Below are 23356 nucleotides of genomic sequence, written 5' to 3' on the forward strand. Positions count from 1 at the left end.
GGAACAAAGCCTTATCTTAGGCCATATCCCGCCACCGGCGCTTAGATCAAAAATGCATGAGAACCCAGCCAATCACTCTATAGCGGCATCCTGTGGCTGATGCACCGCAATATAACGCTGGAATCGCGCCGGTTTTAGCCGGGTAAGATCGACCAGCACCAGGCCGTCAATACAGTTATTGAAGGCCGGATCGGTACCGAAATCAATAAACTGCACCCCGCCGGGTTCACACAACTCGGTATATTGTTTATACAACGTAGGTATCGAACAGCCGATGTTGCTCAGCAGGCTTTTCAGCCTGACCAGATCTTCCTGATAGTTATCGCCGGCAAACTGCGCCAATACCTGCGGTAACGAAGCAGGATAAGGCTGACGCGACTGCGCCAACGCATGATTAGGCGAGAAGTACAGTCGGTAAAAGGCAATCAGCAGGTCGCGTGCCGTCACCGGCATGCCGCCGGAAATGGAAACCGGGCCAAACAGATAGCGATATTGCGGATATTTTGCCAGGTAAGCGCCAATCCCCAACCACAGGTAATCCAGCCCACGCTTGCCCCAGTAGGCCGGTTGGATGAAGCTGCGCCCCAGCTCAATCCCCTGAGCCAAAATCGGCGCCATATCGCGGTCATAGTGGAACAGGCTGTTGCTGTAAATGCTTTCCAGCCCTTTGCTCTCGAGCTGTTCGGCGGTGGGAATAAAGCGGTAAGCCCCAACAATCTCCAGTTCGTCCGCATCCCACAGTACCAGGTGGTAATAGTCGTCGTCATAGCTGTCCAAATCGCGGCGACGGCCGGAACCCTCACCCACGGCCCGGAAAGCTATCTCACGCAGACGACCGAGTTCACGCAGGATAGGCGTACGTGCCTCACCCTGGCGACGATACAGGAAGATAATTTTCCCGTCCGGCGTCACCCCAAGACGTTCGCAATTTGCCAGCGCCTTTTTCAGCTCCAACCGATCCTCCGGCAGAGCGATCGGCGATTCGCTGGCAAACAATCCTTCTTTACCCTGGCCCAGTCGGTAGACATGACGACGGAAACGTTCGGCCAAATCTTTGGCGCTGGTGTGGCCATCATGCCAATTGGTAAAGGGAATACGGCCACCCACGCGGATTTTGATGCGTCCGCCCTGCTGCTGGAACATTTCACGTACCAGTAACAGGGTAGACAGCGGTCGGTAAACCAGCGAGGTGAAGTAGAACAGGTTGCTGTTACGCGCGCTGATGTGGATCGGCACAATGGGCGCTCGGGCCTTGGCCGCCAGACGCAAGAAGCCGGTATGCCAGTGGCCGTCGCGAATGCCTTTCGGGCTCATGCGCGACACTTCTCCGGCGGGGAACAAAATCAGGGCGCCCTGCTTATCCAGCTGCGCCTGCATGCCTTCAATTTGCTTGCGGTTGGTCTTGTTGCCTACGTTGTCCACCGGCACAAACAGGTTGCGCAGCGGTTCTATGTAGGTCAGCAGTTGGCTGGCAACCACTTTGACATCCGGACGCACGGCCGCCACTGCACGCAACAGCACCAAACCGTCCAGCGAGCCAATCGGGTGGTTGGCGACCAGCACCACCGGCCCCTGGCTCGGAATATTTTCCAGGTCACCATCGACCAACTCACAGCTGAGGTTGAAGTAGTCCACCACCTGCTCGATCAAATCCAGCCCCTTCAGGTGCGGATAGTCGGCGGCAAACTGTTTGAATTCTTTTTCGAAGAGTAAAGTTCTCAGCAGGCTACGCTGCCAGGCAGGGGTCTTGCGGTGTGGAAATGCATCATGCAACAGAGAGTCCAAGCTAAACATCGCGTTATCTCCTGGCTTAGTCGCTGCAAACTTAAGCCAGCGCTATGACCCTAACATGTCAGAAACATGACAAAAAAATGAAATCCCTCACCTATCAGGTATAGCAAATTATTGAAAACTTGGTGGCGATGAGATGCCAGTCGCCACCAAAGCCGCATTTTATGCCACCGAAGTTAAGGCTTCGATGCGCTGATTCACTGCTTCCCGCAACCGCAACAGCGGCTCCGCCTGATGCGGATAGCGTTTAAAAGTGAGGTTCATCCCCAACTGTTGTTCAATCAAAGTCTCTACCGTCGCGCGGTCAGTCAGGCTTTCCAGCAGCTGTAGGGCACGCATGTCCTGCAAGCCCTGGTGCAGTACCCGTAAGCGCAGCGACTCCACCGGTGTCAGGTTCTCACCGGGATAGACCACGAAGGCATCACCGGAGGGAAAGGCATTGCGGCAATCCGTCACCGCGTAGGGATTGAGTCGCTCCCGCGAATGGCCGCTGTTATAGAAGTTGAAGCCCCAATGCAAAAAGCCGGTAATGTTGTAGCGGTAAAGTTGGATCCCCAAAATGCGGTTGCGCGCCGAAGGCTGGGCAAAGAAGCGGTTGGCCACCTCGGTTTTTTGTACGCAGCAGTAATAGGCCCACAGACCGGGCACCCGGTTATCAATAAAGGGTTCTATATGATCGGTAGCGGCCACCGGTGTTTCCACCAACCCCTGTTGGTAAAATGCATAATCAGATAGCGCATCAAAAGTATGAAACCCGGCCAACAGCGGGCGCAAGGTAGCGCTGGCTCGCTGGTAAACGTCGATATTTTCCAACGTCGGCTCGTCAGAGATATGGAACCACACCCGCTGTTGCAGCTGTCGCTCGCGAAACCAGTCGGTCAATGCAGGCAACAGTGCCTGTAGAAACTGTTGATACTCTTCGCCGTGGGCGTCGGTATGCCAGCCGAACAGCGGACTCAGCGTGCCGTCTATTTCCACCATGATTTTTGGCGCGTGTGCCGCCCCCCACTGGGTAAACAGCGGCGCAATCTCAAAGTGTTCAATGCCCTCTTCCTGCGCCATTGCCACCCATTGCGCCAAACGTTGGAAATCAAACCGGTAGCCCTGCGCAGACCGCTGCACGCCCACCAGTTGCACGGTAGTGCGCTCACCACCGATGGCCGTATCCAGCGGCGGTGTGAAGATCGGCGTCAACAGCATGTTTACCCCACCGTTAACCGCGGTACGGACAAAGTTACGTACCGCCAACCAGTACTCCGGGCTGAACACTGCCAGTTGGTAATAATCCGCCAGACAGTCGGAATGCAGCCATTCGGTGTGCAGCAGGGTTTGCGGTGGCAGCGCGGCCGGGACGATATGCAGCGTCAACGCAGCGCTGGCCAGCACTTCCTCACTGGTCACATCAAACAACGTCAGCTCAAGCGGATAATCCCCGCCCGCCACTGGCTTTGCCGGTGGGGTTAAGGTCAACCACAGGCTGCCGTAATAATTGCAGACGGCAAAGAAACGCTCATCGACCAAAGGCATCAGCGGATCGGGAAATAACCCCGGTTCGGTGCGCAGATAGTTCTCGTCGGTCTCGGCATAACAGGGGAAGTGGCTGGGCACCGAATGCACCTGACGCACGCTGATATACTCCGCCAATACCCCCTCAATACGATAGCCTAATTCACGACGCGTTTCGTTTCCGGCCCGTTGCAGGCAATAAACCCCTTGCCAGGAAACAGTTTCATTATTCAGACCGCTGAGTTTATTTATCTGCGTAATCTGCGGTAAATTATGGCTGTGGAATATCTTTTCCAGGCAATGGGTAAAGGTCAATGAAAGGCGCATAACGGTGAGCTCTCTTTTATTGGTAAATACCGATGAGTGATTTTCAGGCTAAACCCTTTTATCGTTGTAAACAATAGCGTCCATTCAAAAATCGACAACATGCCGTTGCGGATGCTGGCATATACAATTTTTTTGTTTATTTGCATCACAAAAATGAAAGATAAGCCGGCATGCACAATAAGAATGTTTTTAATCCCCATTATGGTGCAAGGGTTATCATTTATTCCTATGCCCCCAGCAACCCGGAATTGCTGAGTGGCAGGGCCAAAACCAGCCCGGCAGGTTAACGAATTGTGAACAAGTAACACTTTCGGTTTAGGCTTCAACCCTTTCGATTTTAACAACAACGAAACATTCATGCCCCATTTTTGGGCAGATCGGGGTGTATTGACACATTGAAAGTTAAGGGATAGAAAGAATTCACGTTACGAAAATATTTATTCGTCGTTCACCGAGGGGAAAGCAATGTCACCGATAAAAAATACTGGCCGTCTTCTGGCACACTCTGCCATTGCGGTTGCATTATTATTGCCGACCATGTTATATGCCGCCGATCAAATAACTTTGCGTTACGCCGTATGGGACAGAAATCAATTACCTGCCGAGCAGGAGATTGCCAAGCGATTTGAAAAAGAAAACCCTAACATTAAAATCGCCATAGAATTAACCCCATCGGCACAATACTTCGTTAAATTGGATTCCGCTGCTGCGGGTGGCGTCGCGCCAGATATATTCTGGATAAACATGCCTTATTTCGTTCAATACGCCAAAAATGGCATTATGCAACCCTTAACGCCGTATATTACCGGCAGCAGCGTGCAATTAAATAATATCGTCGCCAGTTCGGTTAAAGCTTATCAATATGATGGACAACAAATGGCTATCCCCCGCGACGTTGACTCGATCGCCGTGTGGTACAACAAAAAACTGTTCGACCAGGCCGGCGTCAGCTACCCGACCAACGACTGGAGCTGGGATGATCTGAAAAATAAAGCCACCGCGCTGAAAACCGGCTTGAAAGGCAGTGCCTTCCCGCTGGTGATGGATCTGAGCATTGACGGTCAGGACAGCTATATGAACCTGCTGTTCCAGAACGGTAACCACATCGTCCCGAAAGACGGTCAACCCACCGACATCGCTAACGATAAATCCATCTGGGTCTATCAACAGCTGCAAGCCATGATGAAAGATGGCTTGATGCCCAGCGCCCAACAGATGAGCGAGGTTAAAACCGAAAACATCTTCCAGTCCAACCGTGCGGCGATGGTGTATGCCGGCTCATGGTTGGCGGCTCCCTTCGCCAACAATCCGCTGATCAACGACCATATCGGCGTGGTCATGATGCCGAAAATCGAGCGCCAGTCCGGTGTGGCGCACAGCCTGGCCTTTGCCATGTCCGCCAACAGCGCCCACAAGCAGGAAGCCTGGAAATACATCGAATTTATGAGCACCGAAGCCTCGCAGACCGAGCTGGCAAAAGCGGTGATCCCGGCCAACAAACTGGCAGCCAAAGCCTGGGCAGCGGAGATCAAAAAAGTCGATGTCACACCTTATATTAACACCCTCAACGTGACCGAGGCCTACCCGACCGCAGGTACCAATACGCCAAAATGGCAAAACATGTGGATTGCCAGCCTGAAGAAAATCTTTATGGGCGCGGACGCCAAAGCCGAGATGGACAAATCGGTCAAGAAGATCGAACGCGTGATGGAGCAGTAATCACCCCGAGCCGGTAGCGCTTGCCCGAAGGCGCTACCGGCTGCGGAATACCGCAGAGCAGTTACTGGTGAGGAATGGCAACATGTCGCTGGCAGAAAGCTACGGTGCCCTAAAACAACAAAAAAGTACTCCACGACCCGCACTCAGCCGCCTGGAGCGCGCCGAGCGTTTCTGGGGCTGGGTGATGATTTTGCCGTTGCTGATTGGCTTGACGGTGTTTTACCTGGTCCCCTTTTTACAGAACATCTTTTACAGCTTTACCGATCTTAACCAGTTTATGCGCTGGAGTACCCTCAGCGTCGATAACTACGTCAATCTGTTTGAGGATGACGACTTTTACACCGCCGCCGGAAACACGCTGTTCTATGTGGTGGTGTGCGTGCCCGTCAGCCTGAGCCTGTCGCTGCTGCTGGCGATTGGCCTGAACCAGAACATCCGTGGCAAGGCGCTACTGCGCACCCTGCTGTTCTTACCGGCAGTCACCATGCCTGCCGCCGTGGCGATGGTCTGGCAGTGGCTGTTCAACAAGGATTTCGGTCTGATCAATCAGGCGATTGGCCTGCTGGGGATTTCGCCGGTGGCCTGGCTGTCCGATCCGGACGTGGTGCGCATCAGCGTTTCCATCATCATCATCTGGTCGTCGCTGGCGTTGAAGATCATTATTTTGCTGGCCGGGTTACAAAGCATTCCACGTCAACTGTATGAGGCCGCCGACATTGACGGAATCAGCACCCTGCGCCGCTTCTTTTGCATCACCCTGCCGATGATGGTGCCAACGCTGTTCTTCGTTTCGGTGATGAGCTTTATCGAGATCCTGCAAATATTCGACGTGGTGTTCCTGATGTTCGACCGCGCTCTGGTGGAAAGCGACGTGATGACCGTCACCAACCTGTTCTACAAGTATGCCTTTTACCTGCAGGAGAAGGGTTACGCCTCCGCCATCACCGTGGTGCTGTTCGCCGTCACCCTGCTGATCACCCTGATTCAAATGATGATTGGCAAACGCCTGAAAGTCAGCTGAGGAGCCACGACGATGAGCCTAAGTAAAAGAACGCTGGTGTATCTGTTTATGGTGTTGGCGGCGCTGGCTTCGGTAGTGCCTTTTATCTGGATGCTGGTGACCTCGCTGAAAACCCAGGCCGAAAGCATCCAGATCCCGCTGACGCTGCTGCCGACCCACCCCAGCCTGCAGGCCTACGGCAAGATCATGCATGAAATTCCGTTTACCGACTTTTATCTGAACTCGCTGCTGGCGACCTTTTTCACCGTCACGTTGCAAATGGTGGTCGCCACCATGGCCGCTTATGGCTTTTCTCGTCTGCACTTTCGCGGCCGGGATGCGGTGTTCCTGGTGTGTATCTCGATCCTGATGGTGCCTGGTCAGGCCTTTTTGATCCCGCAATTTCTGGTGGTGCAGAAACTGGGGCTGGTCAACAGCATCACCGGGCTGGTACTGCCCGGCATTTTCAGTATTTATGCCACCTTCCTGCTGCGCCAGTTCTTCCTTGCGGTGCCGAAAGAGATGGAAGAAGCGGCGTTGATCGACGGCTACAGCTACTTCGCTATTTTCTGGCGCATCATGCTGCCGCTGATCCGCCCCGGCATTATCGCCTGCATCATCATTAACGGGTTGTGGAGCTGGAACAACCTGATGTGGCCGCTGATCGTCAACACCACCACCGAGAAACTGACGCTGCCGGTCGGGCTGGCGTCGCTGTCGAGCCGTGCCGGGGTGGAATACCCGCTGCTGATGGCCGGTGCACTGATGGCGGTGATCCCGATGCTGATGCTGTTCATTCTTTTCCAACGCTACTTCATCCAGGGCATCGCCAGCGCTGGGGTAAAAGGCTAACCGCGTACACAAGGTAAATAATATGGCCGGTATACAGTTAAACAGTGTGAAGAAGGTTTATCCCAACGGCTTCAATGCGTTGCACGGGATCGACCTGGATATAAAAGATGGCGAGTTTATGGTGTTTGTCGGGCCATCCGGTTGCGCCAAATCCACCCTGCTACGGATGATCGCCGGGCTGGAGAGCGTCAGCGAAGGCCAGATATTAATCCACGATCGCTGCGTCAACGACACCATGCCCAAAGATCGCGGCATCGCCATGGTGTTCCAGAACTATGCGCTGTATCCGCACATGACGGTCTACAAGAACATGGCGTTTGGCCTGATCGGCAAGGAGAGCAAAGCCGAGATTGACCGCCGAGTAAGAGATGCGGCCGAAAAACTGGAAATCACCAATCTGCTTCAGCGCAAACCGGGCCAGTTATCCGGCGGCCAGTGCCAGCGCGTCGCCGTCGGCCGCGCCATTGTGCGCAAGCCCAAGGTATTTCTGTTCGATGAGCCGCTGTCCAACCTCGATGCCAAACTGCGGGTCTCGATGCGCGTTCAACTGATCGAGCTGCATAACCAACTCAAGCAAGAAGGTGCTGCCGCCACCATGGTCTACGTCACCCATGACCAGGTGGAGGCGATGACCATGGGCGATCGCATCTGCGTGATGAACCGGGGTGCCATCATGCAGGTGGATAAACCGATCAATCTCTACCACCAACCGGCCAACCGCTTTGTCGCCGAGTTTATCGGCAGCCCGTCGATGAATCTGCACGATATGGCGATTACCCGCAATGCCCAGGGGATCGGGTTACGCATTGGCGACGAACATCCCCTCGAGTTGCCACCGTCGCTGCAGCGGCAGTTGGAAAATTACCCGCACCCACGTGTCTGTCTGGGCATCCGCCCGGAGTCTCTGCGGCTGTGCTCCCCCGGCAGCAGTAATTGCTATCCGGCGAAGATCGTCACCATCGAACGCATGGGCAACGAAGAGTTGCTGCACTGCGAACTGGCCGGACTGCGCTTTGTTTTGCGCATGGCGTCGCAGCCTGACTGGGAGCCGCGCCTGGGGGAACAGATCCATCTGGCTTTCGACCTGTCCCGCGCTCACCTGTTCGACCAGATCAGCGGCCAAAACCTCAAATAATTAGATCGGAGAACGTGCAATGTCGTCAGCTCAACAAAATGATTATGCCGGTCGCCCGGTTCGGGTACTGGTGATTGGTGCCGGAGCGCGTGGAGAAATTTATTCGCGCTACGCTTTGGCACACCCGGATTTAATGCAGGTGGTGGCCGTGGCTGAACCGCGTGATGTCTACCGTCAGCAATTTGTCGAACAACATGCCATCGCGGCGGACAAGGTGTTCACCGACTGGCGGCAGGCCGCCAACGCAGGCAAATTGGCCGATGCCGTGCTGATCTGCACCCAGGATACTCTGCACCTCGAACCGGCACTGGCCTTCGCCAAACAGGGTTACGCCATGCTGCTGGAAAAACCGCTGTCGCCGAACGCCAGTGAATGCCGCACCATCGTCGAGGAAGTGGTGCGCCAGAAGCTGATTTTCTCGGTCGGCCACGTATTGCGCTACACGCGTTACACCCAAAAGCTGAAACAACTGCTGCGCGATAACGTGATTGGCGACATCGTCAGCCTGCAACATCTGGAACCGGTGGGTTACTGGCATCAGGCTCACTCCTTCGTGCGCGGCAACTGGCGCAACGACGGCGAAGCCGCCTTTATGCTGCTGCAAAAGTCCTGCCACGACATCGACTGGATCCGCTACATCATGGAACTGCCCTGCGAGCAGATCAGTTCATTCGGCGGCCTGCGCCATTTTCGCCAGGAAAACCAACCGGCCGGGGCGGCGGACAACTGCCTGGACTGCGCGGTGGAAGCCAGTTGCCCTTACTCCGCCAAACGTATCTATCTGGGCGACAACCACAAGGCGACGCCGGGCTTCCTGCGGGTGTTGACCCCAGAAGTCAGTCAGTCGCATTTGCAGGCGGCGCTGCGCGACGGTCAGTATGGCCGCTGCGTCTACCGTTGCGACAACAACGTGGTCGATCATCAGGTGGTCAACATGCAATTTACCGGCGGCCGCACCGCCTCTTTTACCATGACCGCCTTTACCCGGCTGGAAGATCGCCAGACCCGCATTTTCGGCAGCCATGGCTGTCTTGAAGGTGATGGACGTTACATCCGCATTACTTCATTCGTCGACGACAGTGAAAAGGTCTACGACGTCGATGAGGCTGAAGATCTGCACGCCATGTCCGGCCACGGCGGTGGCGATTACTACCTGATGCAGCATTTTATCGACGCCATTCGCACCAACGATCCTTCACAGGTGCTGTCCGGCCCGGCAGAAACGCTGGAAAGCCACCTGATGGTGTTTGCGGCGGAACGTGCACGCCGCGAATCTGCGGTGATCACCCTGAGCGGAGCCTGAAAACGTGGAAATATCACAGATGCGCTACGGTTTCGATATCGGGGGCACCAAGATCGAGATGGCGGCCTACGACGGACAGCTCAGGCAGGTATTGTGCCAGCGGGTCACGACCCCCACCGGTGATTATCGCGAGTTCTTGTCCTGCATCCATCAATTGGTCAACAGTGCCGACAGCCAACTGCACACCCAGGGCAGTATCGGCATCGGCTTACCGGGCGTGACCGACCCACGCAGCCGAAAGCAACTGGCGGTTAACGTCCCCTGTCTGACCGGACATTGCCTGGCAGACGATCTGGCGCAAACCTTGGCGCGACCGGTTGAAATTGAAAACGACTGCCGCTGTTTTGCCCTTTCCGAGGCCAGCACGCCGCAAACCGAGCATCTGGCGCTGGTGTTCGGCGCCATTATCGGTACCGGCGCCGGCGGTGGTCTGGTGATGAACAAGCAGTTGCATAAGGGCCGTAATGGCCTGGCCGGAGAATGGGGCCACACGCCGATCTCCGCCCAGTTGGCACAGCGTTACGACTTGCCGCTATTCACCTGTAATTGCGGGCTGACGGGCTGCTTTGAACGCTACGTTTCCGGCAACGGTCTGCTGGCATTAAGCCGCCATTTCGGCCACCCCGCCGACCACGTACCGGCGTTAATCGCCAGTTACCGGCAGGGAGATCCGTTGGCGCGGCGACTGATAGCCATGTACGTCGATATTCTGGCCAGCGCACTGGCCAGCCTGCAACTGTTGTTGGATGTAGATGCCTTTGTGCTGGGGGGCGGACTGTCCAACGTTGGCGAATTGTATTCACTGCTGCCCCCGGCCATGAGCCATTGGCTGTTGCCCGGTACCGAACCGGCGGCAATTTACCCACCGGTGCACGGCGACAGCAGCGGTGTACGAGGAGCTGCATTATTACGCCAAAGTTGGCAATAAAAAATAGTGAAAAGACCGCCGGGAAAAAATCAGTGGCACAGCTTTCATCCTGCTTTTGGCAAATTAACCCAGGTGGCAAGTTGCCGCCTGATAAATAACGGATTACGGCTTTTCACTTTATTTCCCGACAGCTTTCGATTGAGAGCCAATCGAAAGGCTTTTTAAATATAAACAACTGATACATATAGATTTTTATAAAATAACCGATTGCATTTCACTGTTTCGTTTGCTGTAATTCGCCACGAACAACTGAAAGCACTCCTGCCAGATTAACTGCGACGCATTGCGCCGCGGCCGGGTATGGCTACAGCTAAATCAGGAGTCACGCGTTAATGATCAATACCCTAAAACGACGGGAATTAATTATCGACCAGCTTTGTCGCGAAGGCTCAGTGCGCGTCGAGCAACTCAGCGCCCAGTTTTCGGTTTCCAGCGTCACTATCCGCAGCGACCTGCGCCAACTGGAGAAAAGCGGCTGTGCGGTCCGTGCCTATGGCGGCGCGATGCTCAATAAGCAGTTCGCCTTCGATCGTCCGCTCCAGGACAAGGGGCGCATCAATCGCGACGTGAAATACGCCATTGCCTGCGCGGCGGCGGGACTGGTCAACGACGGCGATGCCATCATTCTCGACTCCGGTTCGACCACCAGTCAAATGGCGCAACAACTGGTCGGTAAAAAAGATCTGGTGGTGATGACCAATGCGTTGAATATCGCTTTCGAACTGGCCAATAACGAACAGGTTGATCTGATGGTGGTCGGCGGCAGCGTGCGACGTAAATCCTGGTCACTGTACGGCCCGGCCGCCGAGCAACACATGCGTCAGTTCCGTTTCGACAAGCTGTTTCTTGGCGTCGACGGTTTTGATCTGCAAAGCGGCATCACCACGCCGGATCCCGGTGAAGCGCAACTCAACCGTGCCATGTGCGACGTCGCGCGTGAAGTGATCGCGGTGGCGGACGCCAGCAAGTTCGGGCGCACCAGCTTTTGCATGATCCGTGAAATCGGCCAAATCCAGCGTTTGGTCACCGACAGCCGCATCCCGGAAAGCTACCTGCATGCGCTGAACCATTTAGGGGTCGACGTGATTATCGCCGACCGTTAACCGCGGTTTTTAAGGAGTTTCAACATGAACGGTTATTTTGCTTACGATGCGGGCTGGCTGGAACAACGACATGCGCTGCATACCGCACGTGAGATCTGGCAGCAGCCAGACTTATGGGCCGCCCTGCACCGGCAATTGCAGGAGCAACAAACGCTGTGGCAGCCTTTTCTGGCCCCGCTGCTGGCTAACCCTCGCCTGCAGATTGTGCTGTGCGGCGCAGGCAGCTCGGCCTTCGCCGGCCGTGCATTGGCACCCTGGCTGCGCGAGAAAACCGGCCGTGACTTAGTGGCCTACGGCACCACCGATATTGTCGCCAACCCGCACCAATATCTTGACCTGACACGCCCTACGCTGTTGGTGTCTTTCGCGCGCTCCGGCAACAGCCCGGAAAGCGTGGCGACGGTGGAGCTGGCCGATCAATTGCTGCCGGAAAGCTATCACCTGATGCTGGTCTGCAACCCGGACAGCCAGTTGGCGCAATACGCCCATCAGCGCGATAACGTCTGTTCGCTGGTGATGCCGCAGGGGTCTAACGATCAAAGCTTCGCCATGACCTCCAGCTTCAGTTGCATGATGCTGTCCGCCGCGTTGTTGCTCGGCCCCTATTCTCTTGCCGAGGCCCAACAGCCACTGACGGCGATGGTTGCTCGCTGCCTTGAGCTGCGTGACAGCCTACAAGCTCAGGTGAAGGCGTTGGCGGCCAGCGGTTTCCGGCGTTATATCACGCTGGGCGGCAGCTGTTTTACCGGGCTGGCGGAAGAGGCTTCGCTGAAAATGCTGGAACTGACGGCCGGGCAGATTGTCACCCGCTACGACTCGCCACTGGGCCTGCGTCATGGGCCAAAATTTATGGTCGACAACCAGACGCTGGTCCTGCTGATGTTCTCCAGTGGCGACTATGCCCGCCAATACGATCGCGATCTGTGGAACGAGTTGCAACGCGACGGTCTGGCAATGCAGATGGTCGGCCTGACCGGCAATCCTCAGGCGCTATGTGAACAAATGCTGAATCTGCACCACGCCGAAGATGATATCTGGCTGCTGTTCCCTTACCTGTTATTCACCCAGATGCTGGCATTTGAAAGTTCGCTGGCACTTGGCCTGACGCCGGATAATCCGTGCCCGACCGGTGAAGTCAACCGGGTGGTGAAAGGCGTCACCATTTACCGTTACCCGTCTTCTGTGGCGTAAGGAATCTCTATGTACCTGATATCCAATCGCGAAATGCTGCTAAAAGCGCAGCGCCAGGGTTATGCCGTGCCGGCATTCAATGTCCATAATCTGGAAACCGTTCAGGTGGTGGCAGAAACCGCCGCCGAACTGGGCTCACCGGTGATTATGGCCGGCACGCCCGGCACCTTTAGCTATGCCGGCACCGACTATTTGATCGGTATCTGCCAGGCCGCCGCCCATCGTTACGATCTGCCATTGGCGTTGCATCTGGATCACCACGAAGAAATGGATGACATCGAATATAAAGTCAAAAGCGGTATTCGCTCGGTAATGATCGACGGCTCACACCTGCCCTTCACGCAAAATATTGCCAAGGTGGCCGAGGCCGTAGCGCTGTGTCACCGCTATGGTGCCAGCGTGGAGGCAGAGCTGGGCCGTCTCGGCGGCCAGGAAGACGACCTGATTGTCGATTCTACCGACAGCTTCTTTACCGACCCGGCCGCCGCACGTGAATTTGTTACCGCAACCGGCATCGATTCACTGGCGGTGGCGATTGGTTCCGCCCACGGGCTGTACCACGGCGAACCCAAACTGGATTTTGATCGCCTGGCGCTGATCCGCGAGCAGGTCGATATCCCGCTGGTACTGCACGGCGCCTCGGGCATTCCTGAAGCCATGGTCAAACGCGCCATCTCATTGGGCGTCTGCAAGGTCAACGTGGCTACCGAGCTGAAAATAGCCTTTGCCGATGCGGTAAAAAGCTATTTCTCCCAGCACCCGGATGCTAACGACCCACGCAAGTATATCGTGCCCGGAAAACTGGCGATGAAAGAGGTAGTAGCCGAGAAAATCCGTATCTGTGGCAGCAGTGGCATGCTGTAATTCAGGATAAAACACCAGACCTGGCCGCCGTTTCAGATTCAACTGCGGCCAGAACCGATTTTTTATCGTGACAGATCTCACAGTACACCCGCCATATTCACCTGCTAATCATTAAGCTGTCTTCAGCATGATCTAAATCATAGTTTTTCCCACTCCCCCACCTATTATCAAATCTAACGGCAATAAAAATTAAGAATAGTATATAAGACATTCAAGAAGGAGAACCGAAAGTCTTTGTTTACGGATGACGTAAAACATGTCTGTTTAAACTTTATTTAACTGGAAATACTTATTTTATCAGTTCATTTTAAAAAGGAATTAATAATGAAAAACTCTATCATGGCACTGGTGTTGCTGGCTCTCCTTCCCGCGACGCTACAGGCAGCACAAGGCCCTAGTACCCACGTAGCTTCCGGCACCATCCGTTTTACGGGCGAAATCACAGCACCGGCCTGCAGTATCAAACACCAGAATGAAGGGATCATTTCCAATTGTTTTGGCATAAATTCGGCACACAGTAATGGCCTTGTCACGACATCATTAAACAACATGCCACCAGAATTAGTTTCCAGCGTGATAACTGAAGTGATTAATAATAACGAAAAACTAAAGAACATCACAATAAGCTACAAATAACCTGCGGTACTTTTATTAATAACCAAGGTTACTTTTATTAATCACCTGCGGTATTTGTTTAGTATTAATTTTGGCTCAATTAAATAAACTTATTGAAAATTTATAAATTTATTTTATACATTTGAGGCATAAAGCGACACACCACATTCATGCTTACAGTATGGGCAACCTGAGGTTGCCCATCTTCATGTCCGGAATCCGCCATCGCTATCCCTCATTTCATGTAATAATCCGCTCATCAAACGAGAGGAGTAATCACATGCAGACTTTTTTTATTGATCGCATGGCAACGCCGGTAGGCGAACTGGTACTGATTGCAGATGAACAAGACCGGTTGCGCGCTATCGACTGGACTGAGCATGAAGCGCGTCTGATGAAGCTGCTGAATACCCACTACCGTGCCGATCGATTCCAACTGGTAGACAAATCCAACCCTGGCGGTCTGACCGATGCCATGCAGCGCTATTTTTCAGGTGAGCTGGATGTTATTGATCAATTGCCGGTGATGACCGCCGGTACCGAATTCCAGCGTAGCGTGTGGCAGCAACTGCGCCAGATCCCCTGTGGGGAGATCATTACCTATGGCGAATTAGCGAAACGCATCGGTCGCCCAACGGCATCACGAGCAGTGGGTATGGCCAACGGATCCAACCCCATCAGCATCGTGGTGCCCTGCCACCGGGTGATTGGCTCGCAAGGCGCATTGACCGGCTATGCCGGTGGCGTCCAGCGCAAACAGTGGCTATTGAAACATGAAGGGTATTTACAGAACGAACTGCTTTAATCCCCTACCAGCCGGGGCATCGCAAAGATACCCCGGCTGCGGTAAGCGTTACGTATTGACGTAAGTGGTAAAGAAATCAAAATATTTCAATCAGCTACAGAACAATCGGCGGTATGGTTGCGTGAAATTCGCACAGAATGCCCCCGTTGTTATTAATGCTACCCTTATCAGCTGCCGGAAAAGATGTTAAAATTGACGCATATCAATTATTGAATGAGCGTAATCTATGATCCCGGAAAAACGCGTGATTCGTCGTATCCAGTCTGGTGGTTGTGCGATCCATTGTCAGGATTGCAGTATCAGCCAGCTGTGTATTCCTTTTACTCTTAATGCTCATGAGCTGGACCAGCTCGACAACATTATCGAAAGGAAAAAGCCTATTCAGAAGGGCCAGACCCTGTTCAAGGCCGGCGATGAACTGAAATCGCTGTACGCTATCCGCTCCGGGACCATCAAAAGTTATACCATTACCGAGCAAGGTGATGAGCAGATCACCGGTTTCCACCTGGCGGGCGATCTGGTCGGTTTTGACGCCATTGGCGGCCTGAAGCACCCAAGCTTCGCCCAGGCGCTGGAAACTTCCATGGTATGCGAGATCCCGTTCGAAACACTCGATGACCTGTCCGGTAAAATGCCTAACCTGCGCCAGCAAATCATGCGCCTGATGAGTGGCGAGATTAAAGGCGATCAGGACATGATCCTGCTGTTGTCGAAGAAAAATGCCGAGGAGCGCCTGGCCGCTTTCGTCTATAACCTGTCGCGCCGCTTTGCGGAACGAGGCTTCTCACCACGTGAGTTCCGCCTGACCATGACCCGTGGTGACATCGGTAACTACCTTGGCCTGACGGTAGAAACCATCAGCCGCCTGCTGGGCCGCTTCCAGAAAAGCGAAATCCTCAGCGTGAAAGGCAAATACATCACTATCGAAAACGTCGACGCCCTGTCGGTGCTGGCCGGTACGCCACGCATTAACGTGACCGTAAACGCCTGATCCCAAGCTGGGTTAGTAATTCAACAGAATTATTGACCCAGCACATCTCTGCTGCTGTTCTGTTTTTCAATGTTGGGTTACTCTGTAAATTGACAGACTGTTGATTTTCAGCTGTAAGGAGGCCCTATGGCGAAGTATCAGAATCTTCTGGTGGCTATTGACCCCAACCAGGATGACCAGCCGGCGCTGCGCCGGGCGGTGTACCTGATTAAAAGAAATGGCGGGCGCATTAAGGCCTTCCTGCCTATTTACGACTTCTCTTACGAGATGACGACCTTGCTCTCCCCGGACGAAAGGACGGCGATGCGACAAGGCGTTATCAGCCAGCGTGCCGCATGGATCAACGAGCAATGCCGTTTTTACCTCGACGAAGGCGTTCCTATTGAAATCAAAGTGGTCTGGCATAACCGCCCTTATGAAGCGATTATTCAGGAAGTGATCGCCGGCAAGCACGATCTGCTGCTTAAAATGGCACATCAACACGACCGGCTGGAATCCGTTATTTTCACCCCAACCGACTGGCATCTGTTACGAAAATGCCCTTGCCCGGTGTGGATGGTCAAAGACCAACCCTGGCAGGAAGGCAGCAAAGCGGTGGTGGCGGTCAATCTGGCCAGTGAAGAACCCTACCATGACCCATTGAACATCAAGCTGGTACAGGAAACCGTTGAATTGGCGCAAAACGTCAACCAAACCGAAGTTCACCTGGTCGGCGCTTACCCCGTTACCCCCATCAATATTGCTATCGAACTGCCGGACTTTGACCCCAGCGTCTACAACGACGCCATTCGCGGGCAGCACCTGATCGCCATGAAGGCACTAAGGCAAAAATTCTGTATTAAAGAAGAATTTACCCACGTTGAAAAAGGCCTGCCAGAAGAGGTGATCCCCGATTTGGCCGAGCACCTGCAGGCGGGTGTGGTGGTATTGGGCACGCTCGGTCGTACCGGCATTTCGGCGGCGTTTATCGGCAACACGGCAGAACATGTGATCGACCATCTGAAATGTGACCTGCTGGTGATTAAGCCGGAAAACTTCAATTGCCCGATCGAAACCGACGAAGACGATGAGCATGACGACGAGGATTGATGTTTGACGCATAAAAAAACGGGCCGAAAGGCCCGTTTTTATTTGTTGGCGTTACGCCTGCAGCGCACGCAGTATCGCTTCCACACTCTCTTTGGCATCGCCAAACAGCATCTGGGTGTTCTCTTTAAAGAACAGCGGGTTCTGCACGCCGGCATAGCCGGTGTTCATTGAGCGTTTAAAGGCAATCACGTTCTGCGCTTTCCACACTTCCAGCACTGGCATACCGGCGATTGGGCTGCGCGGATCCTCCAGTGCGGCCGGGTTCACCGTATCGTTGGCGCCGATCACCAGTACGGTGTCGGTATCCGCGAAATCGTCATTGATTTCGTCCATCTCCAGCACCACGTCATAAGGCACCTTGGCTTCGGCCAGCAACACGTTCATGTGGCCCGGTAAACGCCCGGCAACCGGATGAATGCCAAAACGCACCTTGATGCCGCGCGCGCGCAATTTCTCGGTGATTTCTGCCACCGGATACTGCGCCTGCGCTACCGCCATGCCATAGCCTGGGGTGATGATCACCGAAGTGGAGTTCTTCAATTGCTCGGCAACCTCTTCCGCGGTGGTTTCACGATACTCGCCCATTTCTTCCGCATTACCGGTCGAAGAGCCATCAGTACCGAAGCCGCCGGCGATCACGCTGATAAACGAACGGTTCATCGCCTTACACATAATGTAAGACAGAATCGCCCCCGAAGACCCCACCAACGCACCGGTCACGATCAGCAAATCGTTGCTCAACATAAAGCCCGCTGCCGCTGCTGCCCACCCCGAGTAAGAGTTGAGCATCGACACCACGACCGGCATGTCTGCACCGCCGATGGAAGCCACCAGATGCCAACCAAACGCCAGCGCGATAGCGGTCATCAACACCAGCGCCACTGCCTGCCAACCCACGCTGTCGGCGCGAACAAACACCACCAGCAGCAGGAAGGAGACCACCAGTGCCGCCAGGTTCATTTTGTGCCGATTTGGCAGTGCCAGCGGTTTGGAAGAGATGATGCCACGCAGTTTGCCGAACGCGACAATCGAACCGGTAAAGGTGACCGCACCGATAAAGATGCCAAGGAACACTTCGGTCAGATGGATATTCTCCATCACCGGGTCCATTGGCGCGCCGTGATCCAGGTAGCTGTTTAACCCCACCAGAACCGCCGCCAGGCCAACAAAGCTGTGCAGCACCGCCACCAGCTCTGGCATTTCGGTCATTTCGACCTTTTTCGCCAGATAAACCCCGATCGAACCACCGATAATCATCGCGATGATGATCCAGCCCACGTTGCCGGAATCCGGCCCGAGGATGGTGGCGATCAGCGCAATCGCCATCCCGGCAACGCCAAACAGATTGCCCCGCTTGGACGTCTCATGGCGCGACAGGCCGGCCAGACTACAGATAAACAGGATAGCGGCAACAATGTATGCAGCTGTAACTAATCCTCCAGACATATGCTACCCCTTAGTTCTTGCGGAACATCTTCAGCATGCGCTGAGTGACGGTGAATCCACCAAAAATGTTGATGCTGGCGATCAGCACGGCGATAAAGGAGAGAAAACTCACCCAGCCGCCATGGCCAATCTGCAATAACGCACCAACCACGATAATCCCTGAGATCGCATTGGTGACCGACATCAACGGGGTATGCAATGCATGGCTGACGTTCCATACCACGTAGTAACCCACCACGCAGGCCAGCGCAAACACGGTAAAGTGAGACAGGAACTCTTTCGGGGCGGCATTGGCCAACCAACCAAACAGGATAATGGCCAGCGCCATCAGGCCGTATTTCAGCCAGGGTGAAACCGGTTTTGCCGCCGGTTTGGCAACCGGTGCGGCGGCCTGCGCCTGTTTAGGCTGGGCAGAAACCTGGATTGGCGGTGCCGGCCAGGTGACTTCGCCACTGCGCACCACGGTAACGCCGCGGATGACGGTGTCTTCAAAATCAACGTCAATTTCGCCGTTTTTCTCTTTCGACAGCAGCTTCAGCAGGTTAACCAGGTTGGTACCGTAAAGCTGTGAGGATTGAGTTGGCAGGCGGCTGGGCAAATCGGTATAGCCAATGATTTTCACGCCGTTGTCGGTAACCGTCACGCGGTCGGCGACGGTCAGTTCACAGTTGCCGCCGTTTTGCGCTGCCAGATCGACGATCACGCTCCCCGGTTTCATCGAAGCCACCATCTCTTTGGTGATAAGCTTCGGTGCAGGTTTGCCCGGGATCAACGCGGTGGTGACAATGATGTCGACCTCGGCCGCCTGGGCGGCGAACAGCGCCATCTCGGCCTTGATAAAGGCCTCGGACATCACTTTGGCATAGCCATCGCCGCTGCCCGCTTCTTCCTCAAAATCCAGCTCGAGGAACTCGGCGCCCATACTCTGTACTTGCTCTTTGACTTCCGGACGGGTGTCGAAGGCGCGAACAATCGCCCCCAGGCTGCCTGCGGCACCGATGGCCGCCAGACCCGCTACGCCGGCACCGATGATCATGACCTTGGCAGGTGGAACCTTGCCGGCAGCGGTGATTTGCCCGGTGAAGAAGCGGCCAAACTCATGCGCGGCCTCAACAATCGCACGGTAACCGGCGATGTTGGCCATTGAGCTCAGTGCGTCCATGGATTGTGCACGTGAGATACGCGGTACAGAATCCATCGCCATTGCAGTAACGTTGCGAGCGGCCAGCTTCGCGATCAACTCCGGGTTTTGTGCCGGCCAGATAAAGCTGACCAGGGTGCTACCCTCGCGCATTAACGCGATCTCGTCCTCAAGCGGTGCGTTTACTTTTAAAATCAGACTCGACTGCCAGACATCAGCGGTGTCGGTGATTGTTGCCCCAGCGGCTTCATAAGCGCTATCGTCAAAACTTGCCAGTTTACCCGCCCCGCTTTCAATCGCGACGGTAAAGCCCAGCTTCAGCAGTTGTTCCACCGTTTTCGGCGTTGCTGCGACCCGGGCTTCATTGGCCAACCGTTCTCTTGGTACACCAATACGCATAATGTTCCCTTCTCACCTGTCTATGATGATGTTTATTATCTTCCTACCCATAGCGATGGCCCCGGCTGACAGGTTTTGATTAACCTTGTCGGCAACGAATTAAGGCGCCATCTATAACCTACTGAAAATATGATCGATGATCCATAATTGCTTACGCATTCAGGTCTGTTTTTACATAAAAACTCAGACAGTGACATGATAAATCGCAAATTAAAGTTAAAAACCCCGCTGGAATGCCGTTTTTACGGCCACATTGGGGCTAACGGAAGTTGGCGGCTTTCCAGTGGCGCACGGCCAAATCGCATAAAAGTTATAAAATTGTGAATAATTAACACTTATGACATCAAAGGCTTTATTATTGAAACTTATGGCGATTCTGCGCAAAATATCGGGCACAATCCTTCTGGGGGTTTGTCTCACGGGATGACATAAAATGCTGAGACACTGGTCGAGATTACATGTAATAATCGGCGGCTGAATTACACCTAAACAGTTCAGCACGTTATAAACGTTAATGCGCTAGGCGAAAGGATTTTTTATGAAGCTGAAGAACACGATCATCGCATCAGCCTTGTTATCACTCACTGCGCTGTCTGCTCAGGCGGCACAAGAGTTAACTCCTGAAAAAGCAGCGGCGTTGAAGCCGTTTGATCGCATCACGATTACCGGCCGCTTTAATGCCATCAATGAAGCCGTTGATGCCGTATCCCGCCGTGCAGACAAACTGGGTGCAGACTCCTTCTATATCCAGGATAGCAACAACAGCAACAATGGCGGCAACTGGCGCGTCACCGCAGATCTTTATCATAAAGATGCGCCGGAAGTGAGCAAAGACCCGAAATACCGCGTAATTAACGGGGTGACCGAGCTGCCGAAAGAACAGGCCTTCCTGCTGGAGCCGTACGATACGGTGAGCGTCAGCGGTTTCTACCGCAGCCAGCCGGACATCAACGATGCCATCAGTAAAGAAGCGAAAAAGAAAGGCGCAGCCTCCTTCTTTATCGTGCGTCAGGTTGATGCCAACCAGGGGGGTAACCAGTTCATTACCGCCTATATCTATAAAGCCGATGCCCCTAAACGTGTCGTTCAGAGCCCGGATGCCATTCCGGCCGACTCTGAAGCCGGTAAAGCCGCACTGGCTGCCGGTGGCGCTGCTGCTGCCAAGGTTGAAATTCCGGGTGTGGCCTCTTCTGGCTCACCAAGTCGCGACGTAGGCCGTTTCTTCGAAACCCAGTCTTCTACCGGCAAACGTTATACTGTCACTTTACCGAACGGTACTCAGATTCAGGAAGTGAACAATGTGACTGCCGCGCAGATGGTGCCGTTTGATTCCGTGACCTTCACTGGCCACTTCAACAGCATGACTGATGTTTCCAGCGAAGTTGCCAAACGTGCGGCCGAGAAAGGCGCCAAATACTATCACGTGACCCGCCAGTGGCAGAACAAGAGCGGCGGCAACCTGACCGTCAGTGCAGATCTGTTCAAATAAGTTTCAATTTGCGGTTTACCATCGGGCAGCCATTGAGCTGCCCGTTTTTTTGTCGCACGCCGCCCTGCCAGTTGAATAGTTTTTTGTAAATCACGCATAGTTAATCATTGCATCCACACGCATCCAGCCGTAGAATTTGCGCCAATTTTTAGGGTTATTGTCTACTCGTTCAGTAATTGTCATTAGGTTATTACTGCCAAGCAGTTCCCTTCCAGTTGTTTATTCTGCGCTCAGGATCCGTCATTGGAAAAAAAACTAGGTCTTACCGCGTTAACCGCATTGGTGCTGAGCTCAATGCTGGGCGCCGGGGTTTTCAGCCTGCCACAAAACATGGCGCAGGTTGCCAGCCCGGCGGCTTTGCTATTGGGTTGGGCGATCACCGGCGTCGGCATCCTGTTTCTGGCTTTTGCCATGCTGTTGCTTACCCGCCTGCGTCCCGATCTGGACGGCGGCATCTTTACCTATGCGAAAGAAGGTTTTGGCGAGCTGGTGGGTTTCTGCTCCGCCTGGGGTTACTGGTTGTGCGCGGTGATCGCCAATGTCTCTTATCTGGTGATCGTGTTCGCCGCACTGAGTTTATTCACCGACCGTGGCGGTAACGTCATTCTGGGCGATGGCAATACCTGGCAGGCACTGCTGGCGGAGTCCGTATTGCTGTGGATCGTCCACGCGCTGGTTTTGCGTGGCGTGCAAACCGCAGCCAGTATCAATCTGGTGGCGACCCTGGCCAAGCTGTTGCCGCTGGGGATGTTTGCCGTGTTGGCGGGAATGGCGTTCAACATGGACGTCTTTACGCTGGATTTTCACGGTATCGCTCTTGGTAAGCCGGTGTGGGAACAGGTAAAAAACACCATGCTGATTACCCTGTGGGTATTTATCGGTGTGGAAGGCGCAGTGGTGGTTTCAGCGCGGGCGCGTCATAAAAAGGATGTCGGTCGTGCCACCATGTTGGCGGTGATCTCCGCACTGGCTGTATACCTGCTGGTGACCTTGTTGTCCCTGGGGGTGGTGCCGCGCAGCGAACTGGCCGAAATGCGCAATCCTTCAATGGCAGTGCTGATGGTCGACCTGATTGGTCCCTGGGGTGACGTGATTATCGCTGCCGGGCTGATTGTTTCGGTGTGTGGGGCCTATCTGAGCTGGACGATTATGGCCGCTGAAGTCCCGCTACTGGCAGCACAACACGGCGCTTTCCCAAAGATTTTCCGCAAGCAGAACAAGAATCACGCGCCTTCGGCTTCACTATGGCTGACCAATATTGCCGTGCAGTTCGCACTGGTGCTGATCTGGCTGACCGGCAGCAATTATAATTCTCTGCTGACTATCGCCTCGGAAATGATCCTGGTGCCTTATTTCCTGGTCGGTGCCTTCTTGTTTAAGGTGGCTGTCCGTCGTCAGGACAAACGGCTGATGTTCGCCGCCACAGGTGCCTGTCTGTATGGCATTTGGCTACTCTACGCTTCTGGGTTAATGCATCTGCTGATGTCGGTGTTGCTGTATGCACCGGGGCTGCTGGTGTTTATCTATGCCCGAAGCGGACATAATGACGTCAAATTGCTGAATCGGCTGGAAAAAAGCAGTATTTTTCTGTTGTTGATGGCCACGGTACCGGCCGGCTGGTTTATGCTGCAGTAAGTGAAGAATGGCCGGGTGGGATCACCC

General features: G+C 54.2%; 20 protein-coding genes. 15 read left to right on the plus strand and 5 right to left on the minus strand.

From position 1 onward, the window contains the following. Positions 1-72: 72 nt before the first annotated feature. The 3 genes from olsF to E5C26_RS13095 form a co-directional block, all read right to left on the minus strand. The gene (olsF, locus tag E5C26_RS13085) at positions 73-1794 is read right to left on the minus strand and encodes an ornithine lipid synthase OlsF (RefSeq protein WP_135316715.1); all 1722 of its coding nucleotides are present in this window, start codon (positions 1792-1794) and stop codon (positions 73-75) included. A 159-nt stretch (positions 1795-1953) separates the two neighbouring features. After that, positions 1954-3624 carry a DUF4091 domain-containing protein gene (locus E5C26_RS13090; protein ID WP_135316716.1) on the minus strand — a complete coding sequence of 557 codons (1671 nt, stop codon included), beginning with the start codon at positions 3622-3624 and terminating at the stop codon, positions 1954-1956. Beyond that, positions 3609-3983, minus strand: a complete 375-nt coding sequence (locus E5C26_RS13095; RefSeq protein WP_135316717.1) for a hypothetical protein — start codon at positions 3981-3983, stop codon at positions 3609-3611. Before E5C26_RS13095 ends, E5C26_RS13090 begins: the two co-directional genes overlap by 16 nt. A gap of 106 nt (positions 3984-4089) precedes the next feature. Between E5C26_RS13095 and E5C26_RS13100 the strand changes: the two genes are divergently transcribed. The 13 genes from E5C26_RS13100 to uspE all read left to right on the plus strand — a co-directional run bounded on the left by E5C26_RS13100 (position 4090) and on the right by uspE (position 17219). Next, complete coding sequence (locus E5C26_RS13100; protein WP_135316718.1) at positions 4090-5343, plus strand: ABC transporter substrate-binding protein; 1254 nt, start codon at positions 4090-4092, stop codon at positions 5341-5343. A gap of 82 nt (positions 5344-5425) precedes the next feature. After that, a complete protein-coding gene (locus E5C26_RS13105; protein ID WP_012145300.1) occupies positions 5426-6364 on the plus strand; it encodes a carbohydrate ABC transporter permease in 939 nt (312 codons plus the stop codon). A gap of 12 nt (positions 6365-6376) precedes the next feature. After that, a complete protein-coding gene (locus tag E5C26_RS13110; protein WP_135316719.1) occupies positions 6377-7195 on the plus strand; it encodes a carbohydrate ABC transporter permease in 819 nt (272 codons plus the stop codon). A gap of 22 nt (positions 7196-7217) precedes the next feature. Next, positions 7218-8330, plus strand: coding sequence for an ABC transporter ATP-binding protein (locus E5C26_RS13115; protein ID WP_135316720.1), 1113 nt, complete (start codon positions 7218-7220; stop codon positions 8328-8330). Between the two features lie 19 nt (positions 8331-8349). Next, positions 8350-9633, plus strand: coding sequence for a Gfo/Idh/MocA family protein (locus tag E5C26_RS13120; protein ID WP_135316721.1), 1284 nt, complete (start codon positions 8350-8352; stop codon positions 9631-9633). Between the two features lie 19 nt (positions 9634-9652). Beyond that, positions 9653-10561, plus strand: a complete 909-nt coding sequence (locus E5C26_RS13125) for an ROK family protein (RefSeq protein ID WP_135316822.1) — start codon at positions 9653-9655, stop codon at positions 10559-10561. A 332-nt stretch (positions 10562-10893) separates the two neighbouring features. Then, entirely contained in the window at positions 10894-11664 is a 771-nt protein-coding gene (gene agaR / locus E5C26_RS13130; RefSeq protein ID WP_135316722.1) for a transcriptional repressor AgaR, read from the plus strand. A gap of 24 nt (positions 11665-11688) precedes the next feature. Then, a complete protein-coding gene (locus tag E5C26_RS13135; protein ID WP_135316723.1) occupies positions 11689-12855 on the plus strand; it encodes an SIS domain-containing protein in 1167 nt (388 codons plus the stop codon). Between the two features lie 9 nt (positions 12856-12864). Next, positions 12865-13719, plus strand: a complete 855-nt coding sequence (locus E5C26_RS13140) for a tagatose bisphosphate family class II aldolase (protein ID WP_135316724.1) — start codon at positions 12865-12867, stop codon at positions 13717-13719. 324 nt (positions 13720-14043) lie between these two features. Further along, positions 14044-14355 (plus strand): hypothetical protein, encoded by a 312-nt coding sequence (locus E5C26_RS13145; RefSeq protein WP_135316725.1) that lies wholly within the window; start codon positions 14044-14046, stop codon positions 14353-14355. Positions 14356-14614: 259 nt separating this feature from the next. After that, complete coding sequence (ogt, locus tag E5C26_RS13150; protein WP_085116971.1) at positions 14615-15139, plus strand: methylated-DNA--[protein]-cysteine S-methyltransferase; 525 nt, start codon at positions 14615-14617, stop codon at positions 15137-15139. A 226-nt stretch (positions 15140-15365) separates the two neighbouring features. Next, complete coding sequence (locus E5C26_RS13155; RefSeq protein ID WP_012145310.1) at positions 15366-16130, plus strand: FNR family transcription factor; 765 nt, start codon at positions 15366-15368, stop codon at positions 16128-16130. Between the two features lie 126 nt (positions 16131-16256). Continuing rightward, the gene (gene uspE, locus E5C26_RS13160) at positions 16257-17219 is read left to right on the plus strand and encodes a universal stress protein UspE (protein ID WP_135316726.1); all 963 of its coding nucleotides are present in this window, start codon (positions 16257-16259) and stop codon (positions 17217-17219) included. Between the two features lie 51 nt (positions 17220-17270). Here the strand turns inward: uspE and pntB are convergent, their stop codons facing one another. Continuing rightward, a complete protein-coding gene (gene pntB, locus E5C26_RS13165) occupies positions 17271-18665 on the minus strand; it encodes a Re/Si-specific NAD(P)(+) transhydrogenase subunit beta (protein WP_135316727.1) in 1395 nt (464 codons plus the stop codon). Between the two features lie 10 nt (positions 18666-18675). Further along, entirely contained in the window at positions 18676-20205 is a 1530-nt protein-coding gene (gene pntA, locus E5C26_RS13170) for a Re/Si-specific NAD(P)(+) transhydrogenase subunit alpha (RefSeq protein WP_135316728.1), read from the minus strand. Between the two features lie 538 nt (positions 20206-20743). Here pntA and ydgH point away from each other — a divergent pair. Together ydgH and E5C26_RS13180 are read left to right on the plus strand one after the other, a co-directional pair. Continuing rightward, positions 20744-21694 carry a DUF1471 family protein YdgH gene (gene ydgH, locus E5C26_RS13175; protein WP_135316729.1) on the plus strand — a complete coding sequence of 317 codons (951 nt, stop codon included), beginning with the start codon at positions 20744-20746 and terminating at the stop codon, positions 21692-21694. A gap of 243 nt (positions 21695-21937) precedes the next feature. Further along, positions 21938-23329 carry an amino acid permease gene (locus E5C26_RS13180; RefSeq protein WP_135316730.1) on the plus strand — a complete coding sequence of 464 codons (1392 nt, stop codon included), beginning with the start codon at positions 21938-21940 and terminating at the stop codon, positions 23327-23329. Positions 23330-23356: the final 27 nt, after the last annotated feature.

This window comes from Serratia proteamaculans, from assembly GCF_004684015.1.
Lineage (GTDB): Bacteria > Pseudomonadota > Gammaproteobacteria > Enterobacterales > Enterobacteriaceae > Serratia > Serratia proteamaculans_F.

What these genes read in the sequence shown, in the direction of transcription:
- E5C26_RS13090 (WP_135316716.1), bottom strand. Translation starts at nt 3,624, where the DNA reads ATGCGCCTTTCATTGACCTTTACCCATTGCCTGGAAAAGATATTCCAC.
- pntB (WP_135316727.1), bottom strand. Translation starts at nt 18,665, where the DNA reads ATGTCTGGAGGATTAGTTACAGCTGCATACATTGTTGCCGCTATCCTG.
- ydgH (WP_135316729.1), top strand. Translation starts at nt 20,744, where the DNA reads ATGAAGCTGAAGAACACGATCATCGCATCAGCCTTGTTATCACTCACT.
- ogt (WP_085116971.1), top strand. Translation starts at nt 14,615, where the DNA reads ATGCAGACTTTTTTTATTGATCGCATGGCAACGCCGGTAGGCGAACTG.
- E5C26_RS13100 (WP_135316718.1), top strand. Translation starts at nt 4,090, where the DNA reads ATGTCACCGATAAAAAATACTGGCCGTCTTCTGGCACACTCTGCCATT.
- E5C26_RS13115 (WP_135316720.1), top strand. Translation starts at nt 7,218, where the DNA reads ATGGCCGGTATACAGTTAAACAGTGTGAAGAAGGTTTATCCCAACGGC.
- uspE (WP_135316726.1), top strand. Translation starts at nt 16,257, where the DNA reads ATGGCGAAGTATCAGAATCTTCTGGTGGCTATTGACCCCAACCAGGAT.
- E5C26_RS13140 (WP_135316724.1), top strand. Translation starts at nt 12,865, where the DNA reads ATGTACCTGATATCCAATCGCGAAATGCTGCTAAAAGCGCAGCGCCAG.
- E5C26_RS13145 (WP_135316725.1), top strand. Translation starts at nt 14,044, where the DNA reads ATGAAAAACTCTATCATGGCACTGGTGTTGCTGGCTCTCCTTCCCGCG.
- pntA (WP_135316728.1), bottom strand. Translation starts at nt 20,205, where the DNA reads ATGCGTATTGGTGTACCAAGAGAACGGTTGGCCAATGAAGCCCGGGTC.
- E5C26_RS13155 (WP_012145310.1), top strand. Translation starts at nt 15,366, where the DNA reads ATGATCCCGGAAAAACGCGTGATTCGTCGTATCCAGTCTGGTGGTTGT.
- E5C26_RS13135 (WP_135316723.1), top strand. Translation starts at nt 11,689, where the DNA reads ATGAACGGTTATTTTGCTTACGATGCGGGCTGGCTGGAACAACGACAT.
- E5C26_RS13110 (WP_135316719.1), top strand. Translation starts at nt 6,377, where the DNA reads ATGAGCCTAAGTAAAAGAACGCTGGTGTATCTGTTTATGGTGTTGGCG.
- E5C26_RS13120 (WP_135316721.1), top strand. Translation starts at nt 8,350, where the DNA reads ATGTCGTCAGCTCAACAAAATGATTATGCCGGTCGCCCGGTTCGGGTA.
- E5C26_RS13105 (WP_012145300.1), top strand. Translation starts at nt 5,426, where the DNA reads ATGTCGCTGGCAGAAAGCTACGGTGCCCTAAAACAACAAAAAAGTACT.
- agaR (WP_135316722.1), top strand. Translation starts at nt 10,894, where the DNA reads ATGATCAATACCCTAAAACGACGGGAATTAATTATCGACCAGCTTTGT.
- E5C26_RS13095 (WP_135316717.1), bottom strand. Translation starts at nt 3,983, where the DNA reads ATGAATGTTTCGTTGTTGTTAAAATCGAAAGGGTTGAAGCCTAAACCG.
- olsF (WP_135316715.1), bottom strand. Translation starts at nt 1,794, where the DNA reads ATGTTTAGCTTGGACTCTCTGTTGCATGATGCATTTCCACACCGCAAG.
- E5C26_RS13125 (WP_135316822.1), top strand. Translation starts at nt 9,653, where the DNA reads ATGCGCTACGGTTTCGATATCGGGGGCACCAAGATCGAGATGGCGGCC.